12 protein-coding genes are annotated in these 12,189 nt (G+C 72.1%); 4 read left to right on the top strand and 8 right to left on the bottom strand.

Annotated features, from left to right (window positions below):
• Positions 1 to 953 precede the first annotated feature (953 nt).
• Positions 954 to 3,119: a ComEC/Rec2 family competence protein gene (locus ABFX50_RS06850; protein WP_346144255.1), complete on the top strand. Its 2,166-nt coding sequence runs from the start codon at positions 954 to 956 to the stop codon at positions 3,117 to 3,119.
• Between the two features lie 194 nt (positions 3,120 to 3,313).
• Here the strand turns inward: ABFX50_RS06850 and ABFX50_RS06855 are convergent, their stop codons facing one another.
• On the bottom strand, positions 3,314 to 4,099 hold the full coding sequence (locus ABFX50_RS06855; protein ID WP_346144257.1) for a hypothetical protein: 786 nt from the start codon (positions 4,097 to 4,099) through the stop codon (positions 3,314 to 3,316).
• Positions 4,096 to 5,064 (bottom strand): SDR family oxidoreductase, encoded by a 969-nt coding sequence (locus tag ABFX50_RS06860; protein ID WP_346144259.1) that lies wholly within the window; start codon positions 5,062 to 5,064, stop codon positions 4,096 to 4,098. Before ABFX50_RS06860 ends, ABFX50_RS06855 begins: the two co-directional genes overlap by 4 nt.
• 71 nt (positions 5,065 to 5,135) lie before the next feature.
• On the opposite strand from ABFX50_RS06860, the gene ABFX50_RS06865 reads away from it, so the two are divergent.
• Both ABFX50_RS06865 and holA read left to right on the top strand, forming a co-directional pair.
• Positions 5,136 to 6,077, top strand: a complete 942-nt coding sequence (locus ABFX50_RS06865; protein WP_346144261.1) for an AraC family transcriptional regulator — start codon at positions 5,136 to 5,138, stop codon at positions 6,075 to 6,077.
• Between the two features lie 38 nt (positions 6,078 to 6,115).
• Complete coding sequence (gene holA / locus ABFX50_RS06870; RefSeq protein ID WP_346144263.1) at positions 6,116 to 7,054, top strand: DNA polymerase III subunit delta; 939 nt, start codon at positions 6,116 to 6,118, stop codon at positions 7,052 to 7,054.
• A 4-nt stretch (positions 7,055 to 7,058) separates the two neighbouring features.
• Here holA and ABFX50_RS06875 read toward each other — a convergent pair whose 3' ends face one another.
• Entirely contained in the window at positions 7,059 to 7,586 is a 528-nt protein-coding gene (locus ABFX50_RS06875) for a MarR family winged helix-turn-helix transcriptional regulator (RefSeq protein WP_346144265.1), read from the bottom strand.
• Between ABFX50_RS06875 and ABFX50_RS06880 the strand changes: the two genes are divergently transcribed.
• The gene (locus tag ABFX50_RS06880) at positions 7,585 to 8,760 is read left to right on the top strand and encodes an MFS transporter (protein ID WP_346144267.1); all 1,176 of its coding nucleotides are present in this window, start codon (positions 7,585 to 7,587) and stop codon (positions 8,758 to 8,760) included. The genes ABFX50_RS06875 and ABFX50_RS06880 overlap by 2 nt on opposite strands.
• On the opposite strand, the gene ABFX50_RS06885 is transcribed toward ABFX50_RS06880, so the two are convergent.
• The 5 genes from ABFX50_RS06885 to ABFX50_RS06905 form a co-directional block, all read right to left on the bottom strand.
• Positions 8,717 to 9,415: an ABC transporter ATP-binding protein gene (locus ABFX50_RS06885; RefSeq protein WP_183657688.1), complete on the bottom strand. Its 699-nt coding sequence runs from the start codon at positions 9,413 to 9,415 to the stop codon at positions 8,717 to 8,719. The two genes, ABFX50_RS06880 and ABFX50_RS06885, sit on opposite strands and share 44 nt — an antisense overlap.
• The gene (locus tag ABFX50_RS06890) at positions 9,405 to 10,334 is read right to left on the bottom strand and encodes an ABC transporter ATP-binding protein (protein ID WP_346144270.1); all 930 of its coding nucleotides are present in this window, start codon (positions 10,332 to 10,334) and stop codon (positions 9,405 to 9,407) included. Before ABFX50_RS06890 ends, ABFX50_RS06885 begins: the two co-directional genes overlap by 11 nt.
• Positions 10,331 to 10,531 carry a hypothetical protein gene (locus tag ABFX50_RS06895; RefSeq protein ID WP_346144272.1) on the bottom strand — a complete coding sequence of 67 codons (201 nt, stop codon included), beginning with the start codon at positions 10,529 to 10,531 and terminating at the stop codon, positions 10,331 to 10,333. Before ABFX50_RS06895 ends, ABFX50_RS06890 begins: the two co-directional genes overlap by 4 nt.
• Before the next feature lie 207 nt (positions 10,532 to 10,738).
• Positions 10,739 to 11,011 carry a 30S ribosomal protein S20 gene (gene rpsT / locus ABFX50_RS06900; RefSeq protein ID WP_183657694.1) on the bottom strand — a complete coding sequence of 91 codons (273 nt, stop codon included), beginning with the start codon at positions 11,009 to 11,011 and terminating at the stop codon, positions 10,739 to 10,741.
• Between the two features lie 169 nt (positions 11,012 to 11,180).
• Entirely contained in the window at positions 11,181 to 12,173 is a 993-nt protein-coding gene (locus ABFX50_RS06905; protein WP_346144274.1) for a glycoside hydrolase family 18 protein, read from the bottom strand.
• Positions 12,174 to 12,189: the final 16 nt, after the last annotated feature.

A 12,189-nucleotide genomic window follows, 5' to 3' on the forward strand; every position in this document is an offset into this window, starting at 1 on the left:
ACCGCCCCCAACGGGATACCTCCGTCCGTCGTCCTGGTCCGAGCGGGTGTGATGGCCGGCCCGCCAGGAGGCCCGTTGTCCTGCACAGCCCGCGGCCAGGCCGTCTCGTTTGTGGGCCTGGTTCGAGTGGGCGTGGCGGAGGACCCGGATGGAGGTCTGGGTCGATTGGGCGCACCGGAGGGGCCGGGTGGAGGTCTGTTGTCGCGCAGCTTCACTGGCCGGGTCCTTTCGTCTTCTGCCGGGGGTCGGTGGGGTGGGTTCGCCGGGTCTACGGGTGGCTTGTGGTCGCAAGACGTTACCGGCGGATCGCGTTGACCAAGGCGCATAGAGAGGAGGCGGGCCGAGGCCCGGGCGCGCCCGCATCGCCGGGTGATGCCGAGGACCGGTGGTCGGCGTACACGCTGGTCCTGGTGCTGCCGGCCCTCGCGTCATGGGCCACAGCGCTCATCCTTCTCGGCTGCCCTGCCCCGATCAGCGCTGCGTGCGCGGCGGTGTCGGCACTGGGCGCGGCCGGGGTTCCTTTCGCGGCGCGTCATCGGCGTGCCGGTCGGTTCGGACGGACATGGGTGCCGATGGCAGCGAAGCTCGCCCTCTTCGTCTTCCGCAGGCAGACACCAGGCCCGTCGCGCGAGGCGATCCGGCGCCTGACACCGTCCCGCGAGGCGTTCGGTTGTGCGGCATCGTCTGGTGGGGCGTTGGGGTGTGCTGCACCGTCCGGCGAGGCGTTCGGGTGTGCGGCGTCGTCTGGCGAGACGTTGGGGTGTGCGGCGTCGTCTGGTGGGGTGATCGCTCGCGCGGCGCTGGTCGGTGGGGTGATCGGGCGTGGGGCGCTGGCCGGTGGGGTGATCGGGCGTGGGGGGCTGGCCGGCGGGGCGATCCGGCGTGGGGCAGCGTCCGGTGAGGTGGACGGGCCGGCTGGCTCGCGCTCGTCCGCCCGGAGAACCGGTGTGTGGGTGAATGTCGCCGTCGCGGTGCTCGGGTGCATGGCGGCCACCTCGGCCGGTGTCGCCTTCCGCGTGCACGCCGTCACCACGGGCCCCGTCGCCGAGCTGGCCGCCAGAGGGGCGGTCGTGCACGCGGAGATCGTCCTCACGGGCGATCCCAAGGTACGGCAGGCCCAGGCGGCCTTCAGGGGCGAGAGCGTGGTCGTCGAGGCCACGTTGGAGTCGCTGGACACCCCCACGGGACGGCTCGCCGTACACACCCCTGTCCTCGTCTTCGGATCGGGCAGCAGGTGGCGTCCGCTCCTGCCCAGCCAGCGCCTCCGAGTGGCGGGGAGGCTGGGCGGCGCGGAGCCCGGCGAGCTGGTCGGCGCGGTGCTGCTCGTGCGCGGCCCGCCGACGGTGCTGTCGGAGCCGTCAGGGCTGCAGAGCGTGGCGGGCCTGCTGCGGGCCGGACTGCGCGCGGCGACGGACGGGTTGCCTCCCGACCAGCGTGGGCTGCTGCCGGGGCTCGTGGTGGGCGACGTGTCCCGCATGGATCCCGAGGTCAGCGCCGACTTCAAGGAGGCGGGACTCAGCCACCTGACGGCCGTCAGCGGGGCCAACCTCGCGATCGTGGCCGGAGCGGTGGTGGCGCTGTCGCGGTTGGCCGGGCTGCCGCTTGCCGTACGGGCCGGGCTGGCGGCGCTCGCCATGCTGGCCTTCGCGGTGGTGGCGCGGCCGTCGCCGAGTGTGCTGCGGGCCCTTCTCATGGGGCTGGTCGGGGCGATCGCGTTGGGCACGGGGCGTCCGAGGGACGGGGTCGCGGCGCTGTCGGCGACGGTGCTGCTGCTCATGCTGTTCGACCCCGGACTGGCCCGCGAGTACGGCTTCGCGCTGTCGGTCTGCGCCACCGGCGGCATCCTGCTGCTGGCGCCTGGCTGGCGCGACAGGATGGCGGTCAGGATGCCGCGATGGGCCGCGGAGGCGATAGCCGTACCGGCTGCCGCGCAGGCGGCGGTGACGCCTGTGCTCGTGCTCATGGCGGGACAACTGCAACTGGTCGCGGTGCCCGCGAACCTGCTGGCAGGGCCCGCCGTCGCTCCGGCCACGGTGCTCGGGTTCGCGGCAGCGCTGGTGGCGCCGTTGTCCATGGAGGTGGCCAGGCTCCTCGTGCTGCCCGCGGGCTACGCGGTCGGCTGGATCATCATCGTGGCCGAGCACGCCGCCCGCGTGCCGCTGGCAGGGCTCCCCTGGCCCGGAGGGCTCACCGGGCTGCTCCTGCTCGCGGCGGCCGTCGCGGTGGCGGTGCCGCTGCTGCGCCGCGCGGGCGCCCGCGTGATCGTTCTGACCATGGGTACGGCAGGCCTCGCGGCCGTCCTGGTCGCAGGGCCCGTGATCGCCCCCTGGCCTCCCGCGCGCTGGCTCCTCGTCGCATGCGATGTGGGGCAGGGCGACGCCCTCGCGATCGCGGCGGGCCCTGGGCGGGCGGTCGTCGTGGACACCGGGCCTGATCCCACGCTGGCCGACCGTTGCCTGCGTGACCTCGGCGTCCACGAGGTCCCGCTCGTCATCCTCACCCACCCGCACCGCGATCACGTGGGCGGGCTGGACGGGATCTTCCGATCAGGGCGCCGCGTCGGCGCGGTGATCGTCAGCCCTGGGAGGGCTCCGGCGCACGAGTCCGCCCGCATCTCGGCCGCGCTGGGCCGGAAGGGGATCGCCGAGTGGGTGGCGTCCCCTGGCGCGCGCTGGCGCTTCGGCCCGTCGGAATTGATCGTGGTGGGGCCCGCGGCCGGTGCCGTGCCGGGCGGGACAGGGGAGGGAAGCGTGATCAACAACGAGAGCGTGGTCATGCTGGTGCGCTGGGCGGCGGGCTCGATCCTGCTCAGCGGCGATGTCGAGACGGAGGCGCAGGCCGAGCTCCTCCGCATGGGGCTGCCGCCCGCCGATCTGCTGAAGGTTCCCCATCACGGCTCGGCTCGGCAGGACGCGCGCTTCCTGGCGGCGACGGGAGCGAGGGCGGCGTTGATCAGCGTGGGGGCGGACAACGGGTACGGGCATCCCGCGCCGCCGACGCTGGGGATGCTGCACCGGCTGGGGATGCGCGTCTACCGTACGGACCAGTCGGGCGCGGTGGCGGTGATCGACCAGTCGGGACGGCTGGCGGTGGTCTCGAGGGGGCGGTCCGACGAGTGAGTTCGCTCCTTGCCTGGTTCGGACGTTCGGACACCAGGTCGGCCGGACGGTGGGGCGTCGAAGACCAGCCTGCGCAGGGGCGGAGGGGGATGCGGAGGGCTGGCAGAGCGAGTGTGCGACGGGTGAGGACCGCTTGAGACGCGGGCAGTCGCGCGCTGGGCTGCGGCTGCCTTCGTGCAGGAGCCGGCTCTGGCTCACGCGGGTGGCTGCTCCGATGAAACCCTGGTCCAGGTTTCGTGGAGGTGGGTCCAGCGCAGGCCGTGGGGGGCGGTGGTGTCCCTGACGAGGACCACTGTGGCGCGCCGGACGCTGGGGTCCTGGCCTCCGTGGTGCTCCTCGTAGGTGGCGACCACGAACGACTCCGCCGAGACGACGACCTTCACGTCGCGGATGGAGATCGAGAGGGTGGGGGCGGCGCCGTACGCGGACTCGATCATGGCCAGCGCGCGCGGCAACGGCAGCGCTTCGCCGTCCGGGGCGATGAGGGTGAAGGCGGGCGTGTGCGCGTCGGCGAAGGTGGGGAGGTCGGCGCGGGCGCCGCGTCCGGTGAGCCAGTCTTCGATGACCCGGTGGTGCCGGACGATCTCCGCCCGGCAGGCGTCCGCGTCATCGTCGGCGAGCGTGAGGTCGGGTGGGGAGTCCTGCGGCGTGGACACCGGGGTGGGGCTGGACAAGGGGGCGGAGGTCGGCGCGGTGTGAGGTGCGGGGGCGGAGGTCGGCGCGGGGTTCGGTGTGGAAGCGGGTGTCGGTGTGGAGGCGGGGGCGGAATTGGGTGTGGGCCCGGGCGTGTGGTCGGGCGTGGTGGCGGAGGTCGGCGGAGACATGGGCGCGGGGTTCGGGGTGGGAGCGGGTGTCGGTGTGGAGGCGGGGGTGGGGCTGGGCGTGGATCGGGGTGTGGGGTCGGGCGTGGTGGCGGAGGTCGGCGGGGAGGCTGGCGCAGGGTTGGGTGTGGGGGTGGGAGCGGGCGTGGGGGTGGTCATCGGGCGAGCTCCGTCCAGGGCTGGGCGGCGATCCACGCGCTGAGGGGGGTCAGGCTGATCGCGAGGGTCTTCTCGAGGGCTGCCGGGTCGAGGCCGTACAGGTCGTGGCCGTGCTCGGCGATCCAGCGGTACGTCGAGACGACCTCCCCGGCGGTGGTGGCGCCGAGGGCGTGGGTCAGGCCTGCCTCGAACTCGTCGAGGTCCTGGGCGAGGTACCGGATCGGGCGGCCGAGGGCGACGGAGAAGGCGGCGGCGAGCTCGGAGCCCGTCACCACCTCGGCCCCGCCCAGATCGAGCGCGAGTCCTTCAGGCGTGAGCGCGCCGACGAGGCCGTCCGGCGCGGCCGGCGAGAACGGCGCCGCGACGGCGGCCGTGGTGGGAGGGGCCACGGCGAGGTCGGCGGTGGACCTGGTGAGGGCGGCGAGGGTGGCTGTGGCGAGGTCGGCGTGGCTGAGCCAGGACACCGGCAGCTCGGCAGGCAGCGGATACCGCAGCACCCCCTCATGCACCAGCGGCCCCGCCACCCAGGGCGCGCACAGGTTGTCGAGGTAGACGGGCGGCCTGACCACCACGGTCTCCACCCCGCTCTCCACCAGAACCGACGTCGCGAAGCGGCGCGTCTCGAAGGCGGCCACCGAGGTCGGGACCGACGGCATGCGGTTGGCGGTGTTGTAGACCAGGCGCCGCACCCCCGCCGCGACCGCCGCCTCGGCGATGTTGCGGATGTAGGTCTCGACGAGGGAGGGCTCGAAGACCATGGGCAGCACGACGCTCGCGTGCGTCACCCCGTCGAAGGCGGCCCGCACCGCGGAGGCGTCGGCCAGGTCCCCGGTGACCAGGGTGACGCCGGGCGGAAGTCCCGCGCCCGAGCGGGTGAGGCCGCGCACCGTGTGTCCCGAGTCGACCAGGCGCCTGGCCACGGCGCCGCCCTGTGCGCCGGTGGCGCCGATGACGAGGATGTTCATGGCAATCGAGCCTGCCCCACCCACCGGCTACGATCCATAAAGCCGAGTCTTCTGAAGTTTAAGGATCGTCCGTGGAAGATCTGCTGAGCGAGCTGCTCGCCCCGCTGCGCCTGCAGGGTGTCTTTCACAGCCGATGGTCGGCGCGGGCGCCGTGGGGGGTGGCGGGGGAGCGGGAGCACTGCGCGCTGATCCACTACGTGCAGGAGGGCGCGTGCACGGTCGAGCTGCCCGAACTGCCCGAGCCCGTACGGCTGGACGCGGGCGACCTGGTCGTCTTCCCGCACGGCACCGCGCACCGCCTGGCCGACAGCCCGGGCAGGCCCACCGTGCCGCTGGCCTCGCTGCTGCCGGACCGGTCGCCGGGGGCGGTGCGCACGGTCGAGATCGACGGCCCCGGCCCCGCCACGACGATGCTCTGCGGAGGGCTGCACTACGACGACTCGGCCGCGGCCCCGCTCTACAGGGCGCTGCCGCCGGTGCTGGTGTTCGACAGAGAGATGCTGGAGCGCCAGCCGTTGCTGTCGGGCACGCTCGACAGGCTGGCGGGGGAGTGGGCGGGTGGTGAGCCCGGCGCGGTGCTGGTGGCGTTGCGGGCTTTCGAGCTGGTCTTCGTGCTGGCCTTGCGGGTGGCGCTGGCCGATCTCGACACCCCTGTGCTGCAGGCTCTGCGCCATCCCGGCATCAGCAGGGCGCTGCTGGCCGTCCACACGAGGTTCGGTGAGCAGTGGACGCTGGAGTCGCTGGCGGAGGAGGCGGGGCTGTCGCGGTCGGCCTTCGCGGCCAGCTTCAGGGAGCTGGTCGGGGAGGCGCCGATGCGGCACCTGACCGCGCGCAGGATGCAGGAGGCGGCGCGGCTGCTGAAGGAGTCGACGCTGGCGCACGGGCGCATCGCCGAGCGCGTCGGCTACCGCTCCGGCGTGGGATTCCACCTGGCCTTCCGTCAGTGGTGCGGGATGACGCCCGGGGAGTACAGGCGGCTGGGTCCGCGGCGGGGCGGACCCGGAGTAGCGTGATGCGGCGGCGGTACGAGAGAGCCAGGAGAATGTGAAGCATGGTGACGTTGGTCGTCGGGGACGAAGAGCTGCTCGCCGAGCGCGCGGTCGGCGCGGTGGTGGCCGCCGCGAAGGCGCGCGACGCGGGCGCGGAGGTGCACGACCTGGTCGGTTCCAAGGTCGAGACCGGCGAGCTGACCAGGCTGACCTCGCCTTCGCTGTTCGGCGACACGTCCGTGGTGGTGATTCGGTCCGCGCAGGACCTGTCGAAGGACGTCATCGCCGAGGTCGTCGGCTACGCGAAGGACCCCGCTGACGACACCGTGCTCGTGCTGGTACATCCGGGCGGCGTCAAGGGCAAGGCGCTGGTCGACGGCATCAAGAAGGCCAGGGCCGACGTGGTCACCGTCACCAAGCTCACCAAGCCCGCCGAGCGCCTCGAGTTCATCAGGGGCGAGATCAGGCGGGCGGGCCGCACCATCACGGGCGACGCGGCGCAGGCGCTTCTCGACGCCGTGGGCAACGACCTGCGCGAGCTGGCGGCGGCCTGCGGGCAGCTGGCCTTCGACACCGAGGGCAAGAGCATCGACCTCGACGCCGTCTCCCGCTATCACAAGGGCAGGGCCGAGGTCAGCGGGTTCACGGTGGCCGACGCCGCGGTCGAGGGGCGTCTGGCCGACGCGCTGGAGCAGCTGCGCTGGGCGCTGAGCACGGGGGTGGCCTCGGTGCTGCTGGTCAGCGCGCTGGCCCGTTCGCTGCGGTCGCTGGCCAAGGTCGGCGGCGCGGGGCGCAACGTCCAGCCCGCACAGCTCGGCATGGCGCCCTGGCAGATCAACAACGCCAAGCGGCAGCTCCGAGGGTGGGGGCCTGAGGGCCTGTCCGCGGCCCTGCGCGCGGTCGCGATCGCCGACGAGCAGGTCAAGGGGGGCGGCGCCGACCCCGCCTACGCCCTCGAGCATGCCGTCCAGACGATCGTCGCCAGCAGGAACGGCAGGTAGGGTGTCAGGCTCTGGACTCGACGCTGACCAGCATGCGCTTGAGCAGCTCGTCGAGCGTCTCCCGCTCCTCAGGGGCCAGGGCCCTCAGCATCTCCGCCTCCGCGGTGGCCCTGACGGCCATCGCCGCCGCCCACAGCTCGTGGCCCTTGTCCGTGAGCTCCACGTCGACCCTGCGCCTGTCCTCCTCGCTGCGGACGCGGCGCACCAGCCCTGCCTTCTCCAGGGTGTCGATGCGGCCCGTCATCCCCGCGGGCGAGATCATCAGCTCGCTCGCCAGCTCCGAGGGAGTGGCCTGGCGCGAGGACCGCGAGACGAGCCTGTGCAGGGTCTCGAACTCGAAGTCCTGGATCCCGACCTCGGTGAGGGCCGCCTCCTTGGCCTGACGGACATGCTTCACCAGCAGCTGCATGCGCGTGATGATCGCCTCCACCCGCTCGTCGTAGGGCGCCTTGCCGCGCCAGCGCGCCAGGTGCGTGTCGACGGAATCGTACGTTGACGAAACATTAGCTGGCGAATTATTGTCCGGAGCCATGTTGACCAGACTAGTGATCGGCCGCGCTCTGTCGGCGCTGGCGACGGCCCTCATCCCCACCACGCTGACGCTCGTCGTGCTCATGGGCAGCGGCGACGCCGCCGACCTCGGCATCGTGCTGGCCTGCGAGCTGGTGCCGATGCTGGTGCTGCTGCCGTTCGGCGGGGTGGTGGCCGACCGCTTCCCTCCCGAACGCGTGGTGCTGTTCGCCGACCTGACCAGGTGCGCGGCACAGGCGGCGATCGGCGTGGAGCTGCTGCTCGGGGTGGAGCGGATCGCCGACCTGGCCGTGCTGGCGGCGGTCACGGGCGCGGCGGCCGCGTTCGGGACGCCTGCCGTACCGAGGCTGGTGGCCGCCACGGTCGAGGGAGCGGCCAGGCTGCGCGCCAACGCGCGGATCGGCCTGGCCACCAGTCTGTCCGCGGTGGGCGCGCCCGCCATCGCGGGCGCGCTGGTCCTCGGGGTCGGGCCGGGCTGGGCGTCGCTGTTCACCGCGGTCCTCTTCGCGGCCTCCGCGTTCACTCTCGGCGGTGTTCGTACGGCGAGAGCGGCCGCCCCCACGGGCGCGCACTCGCTGCTCAGCGGCTGGCGGGAGATCAGGCAGCGCCCCTGGTTCCTGGTCAGCGTCATGGGTCACGGCGTCTGGCACTTCTGCGCCGGGCTGTTCCTCACACTCGGCCCGCTGCTCACCGTCAGGAGCGGGGAGGCGATGTGGGTGATCATCGTGCAGTGCGGCACGGTCGGCATGCTCGCCGGCGTCTTCGCCGCCCCTCGCCTGCCCATCCGCCGCCCTTTGGCCGGGTGCGCGGTGGGCGCCTCGCTCTACGCCGCGCCGCTGGCGGCACTGGCCGTACCGCTGAACGGGTGGGCGGTGGCCGCGGCGTACGCCGTGGCGATGTTCGGTCTCGGCCTGCTCGTCCCGCTGTGGGAGACCGTCGTCGCCGACCGGATCCCGGTGGAGGCGCTGGGCAGGGTGCGCTCGTTCGACTCGCTGATCTCCTTCGCCACCAGGCCGCTCGGCCTGGCCGTCGCCGCCCCGCTGGCCGGGTGGGCGGGTACGGCGCCGCCGCTGTGGATCGCCGCGGTCGCGGTGGCCGCGGCGAGTCTCAGCGTGCTGGGCGTGCGGGAGGTCAGGACTCCTGCAGCGCCGCCTCTCGCAGCACCCCGTCGCTGATCTCCAGGACCCTGTCGGCCAGCGAGATCAGGCTCTGGTCGTGGGTGGCCACCAGCGCGGTGACGCCCTCGCTGCGCACCAGCGCCCTGATCAGCTGCATGATCTGGCGGCCGGTCTGCGAGTCGAGCTGGCCCGTCGGCTCGTCGGCGACCAGCAGGCGCGGCCTGTTGGCCAGCGACCTGGCGATCGCCACGCGCTGGCGCTGACCGCCGGACAGCTCGTAGGGGCGCTGGTTGAGGTGCTGCTCCAGGCCGACCAGCGACAACAGCATGCGCACCCGCTTCTCCCGCTCCTCCACGGGCGTGCGGGCCAGGCGCATCGGCACGCCGACGTTCTCGGCCGCCGACAGGACGGGGATCAGGCCGAAGGACTGGAAGACGAAGCCCACCACGTCGCGGCGCAGCGCCAGCAGCGCCTCCTCCGGCAGCGAGGTGACCTCCTGGCCCGCCACCACCACCCGGCCGGCGTCCGGCCTGTCCAGCCCGCCGATCTGGTTGAGCAGCGTGGTCTTGCCCGACCCCGAGCGGCCGCGGATCGCGACCAGCTCGCCCGGGTAGGCCTCGAAGGAGACCTCGCGCAGCGCGACGACCTCCTTGGGCCCGCTCCTGTAGACCTTGCGCAGGCCCTCCACGACGACCAGGGGCTCACTGCTCATCAGGGGACTCCTCACGGGACGGCCACACGCCGATGTGGTCGGACTCGAGCTCGAGGCGCACCCTGCGCTCCATGTCGAGGGCGTTCATGAAGTCGCGCGGCAGCTGCAGGCGGCCGACGCGGTCGAGCACGGCGTACTCCTCGGCGATGATCTCGCCCTCGGCGCCCTCCCTGCGCAGCGTCTCGCTGCTGGTGCGGCCGTCACGGATGCCGACGGTACGGTCGACCTGCTCGGAGACCAGCGCGTCGTGCGTCACGATGACCACGGTGACGCCCAGCTCGCGGTTGGCCCTGCGCAGCGCCTCGAAAACCTCCTCGGAGGTGTCGCTGTCGAGCTCACCCGTCGGCTCGTCGGCCAGGATGAGCTGCGGGGAGTTGGCCAGCGCCACGGCGATCGCCACACGCTGCTGCTCACCGCCCGACATCTCCGACGGCTTCCTGTCCGCGCAGTAGTCGACGCCGAGCAGCGTCAGCAGCTCCATCGCGCGGTTCCTGCGGTTCCTGCCCGCCAGCCTCATCGGCAGCTCGACGTTCTCCCTGGCGGTCAGGTAGGAGAGCAGGTTGCGCGCGGTCTGCTGCCAGATGAAGCCGACCACCTCGCGGCGGTAGCGCAGCCGGTCCTTGGCCGTCATCGACAGCAGGTCCATGCCCGCCACCCTGGCCAGGCCCGCGGTCGGGACGTCGAGGCCGGACAGCACGTTGAGGAGAGTGGACTTGCCCGAGCCTGAGGCGCCGACGATGGCGATCAGCTCGCCCTTCTGGATGAGCAGGTCGAGTCCCTGGAGCGCGACGACCTCGACCCCCTCGGTCTTGTAGATACGGACGAGGTTGTCGCAGACGATGTGCGCGTCACCGCCGAAGGCGGCCCGTTCGCGCGTGGCCTGCGCCTCCAGGTCGGACATGGTGGGGGTGTTCGTCACTGGTCACCTACTCGAAGGACGGAGCCGAGGCTGCGCCGACGGCCGATGGCGGTGTGCGCGTAGGCGCCGAGCAGGGAAACCGCCGTACGGCCCGGCGTAGGCAGGAACGCCAGGGCGCCCGTCCGCCCCAACACGGTGATCGTCAGCGGCGCGCTCGGCGGCCGGGTGCTCGATGACCGGCGGAACGCGCCCCGCATATCGCCCCCGCTCCTTCCGCGCTCCCCGTTGAAGTGAACCTTTGGGGATGAAGCGGGCGCCGGGCAAGCCGATCTTCTCAAGAGTGACACAGCCGATACGCTGGAGTGATGTCGAAACTGTGACAGTTTCGCGATGCGATCCGGATATCTGACTGAGCGCACACGAAAACGCCGCACTCCGTTATGGAGTGCGGCGCTTCTTGCGTACTACTTGGCTACCTGCAGCGCGGCGGCGCGCGCGGCGATCGCCGACTTGCGGTTGGCGGCCTGGTTCTTGTGGATGACGCCCTTGCTCGCGGCCTTGTCGAGCTGGCGGGCGGCGACACGCTGCAGCGCCACGGCCTCGTCGACATTGCCCTGGTCGGCGGCCTCGCGGAACTTGCGGATCGCCGTCTTCAGGGAAGACTTGACAGCCTTGTTGCGCAGACGAGCCTTCTCGTTCTGCTTGTTGCGCTTGATCTGGGACTTGATGTTCGCCACGAAGAAGCCTCGGTGAAGGTCAGAAATCGGATGGGGCGCGCGGGCTCGATGAGAGGGCGCGCCACACGCAGTTGAACAGGTTACCAATAATCGAGGTCACCTCTCAAATCGGCGACCTCGCTGCACCAGCATACGGGGTGTCGCGCCGGATCGGACCGTGTCGCCGCGTTCAGTTCGCCATCCAGTGATCGGTGTACTCCTTCCAGTCCTCCTCCGTCGCGGCGAAGTCGACGTAGAGCGCCAGGCCGAAGCGGTCGCGCGCGCCGTGCGAGGACAGGCCGAGCCTGGCCCCCTCCGCGGCCTTGGCGACGCTCTCGGAGTCGTCGAGGAAGGGCACGGCGTGGTCGTGGTATGCGGGAGCGCCCATGAAGATCGTCGTCTTGGCGGGCGCGAGGTCGAGGGCGAGGCTCGCCTGCCGCGCGACATGGCCGCCGTAGAGCGACTCCATCAGCAGGAAGGAGTCGTAGGTCATGACCGCCACCTGGTCGGTACGCTGCGCGACCTGCCGGAAGAAGCCGTGCGACCAGTACTTGTCGTGGCCGAGCGTGGCGCGGGCGGCCAGGCGCATGAGCGGGTAGGGCTCGATCTGCGGGGTAGACACCGACAGCAGCCTGGTCAGCGGGCGGGTGCGGTCGAGCAGTTCGAGGAAGTCGGCGTCGCCGTCGCCGATGGGCTCGGAGTTGTAGTGGATGCCGTCGAAACCGAGAGCCATGATGTGCTTCGCGCCCGCGAGCACCCGGTCGCGGGCGGCGGGATCGTCGAGGTCGAGACCGTTCTTGACAGCCTGCCCGAGCCAGGCGGAGACGCGGACCCCTGGAAGGTGCTCCCTCCACCATTTCAGGAAGTTTCCGGCGTTGGGGTGCTTCGCGGGATCGAGAGCGCCGTCCCATTCGAAGGGGCCCGCGTGGACGAAGACGTCCTTGACACCGGTGGCGCGCAGCCGTACGGCCATCTTCTCGACGTCCTGCTCGGTACGGCGGCCGTCGACCCACGCGTGGCCCAGCCACAGGGCGTCGTTACCCGTGCTCTTCGCCCAAGCCTCCGGCGCCCCGGTAAACTGGATACGGAACGCGACTGCCACCACGACGGCGAGCGCGACCAGGACGGCTAAAGCCAGCGCGAGAACGCGCAGGCAGCGGCGGATGACGGTTCGGGCAATCACCCGGGCATGTCACCAT

It is taken from the genome of Nonomuraea recticatena (assembly GCF_039533245.1).
Taxonomy (GTDB): Bacteria; Actinomycetota; Actinomycetes; order Streptosporangiales; family Streptosporangiaceae; genus Nonomuraea; species Nonomuraea roseola.

What these genes read in the sequence shown, in the direction of transcription:
- ABFX50_RS06875 (WP_346144265.1), bottom strand. Translation starts at nt 7,586, where the DNA reads ATGGCTCCGGACAATAATTCGCCAGCTAATGTTTCGTCAACGTACGAT.
- ABFX50_RS06895 (WP_346144272.1), bottom strand. Translation starts at nt 10,531, where the DNA reads ATGCGGGGCGCGTTCCGCCGGTCATCGAGCACCCGGCCGCCGAGCGCG.
- ABFX50_RS06885 (WP_183657688.1), bottom strand. Translation starts at nt 9,415, where the DNA reads ATGAGCAGTGAGCCCCTGGTCGTCGTGGAGGGCCTGCGCAAGGTCTAC.
- ABFX50_RS06855 (WP_346144257.1), bottom strand. Translation starts at nt 4,099, where the DNA reads ATGACCACCCCCACGCCCGCTCCCACCCCCACACCCAACCCTGCGCCA.
- holA (WP_346144263.1), top strand. Translation starts at nt 6,116, where the DNA reads ATGGTGACGTTGGTCGTCGGGGACGAAGAGCTGCTCGCCGAGCGCGCG.
- ABFX50_RS06860 (WP_346144259.1), bottom strand. Translation starts at nt 5,064, where the DNA reads ATGAACATCCTCGTCATCGGCGCCACCGGCGCACAGGGCGGCGCCGTG.
- ABFX50_RS06880 (WP_346144267.1), top strand. Translation starts at nt 7,585, where the DNA reads ATGTTGACCAGACTAGTGATCGGCCGCGCTCTGTCGGCGCTGGCGACG.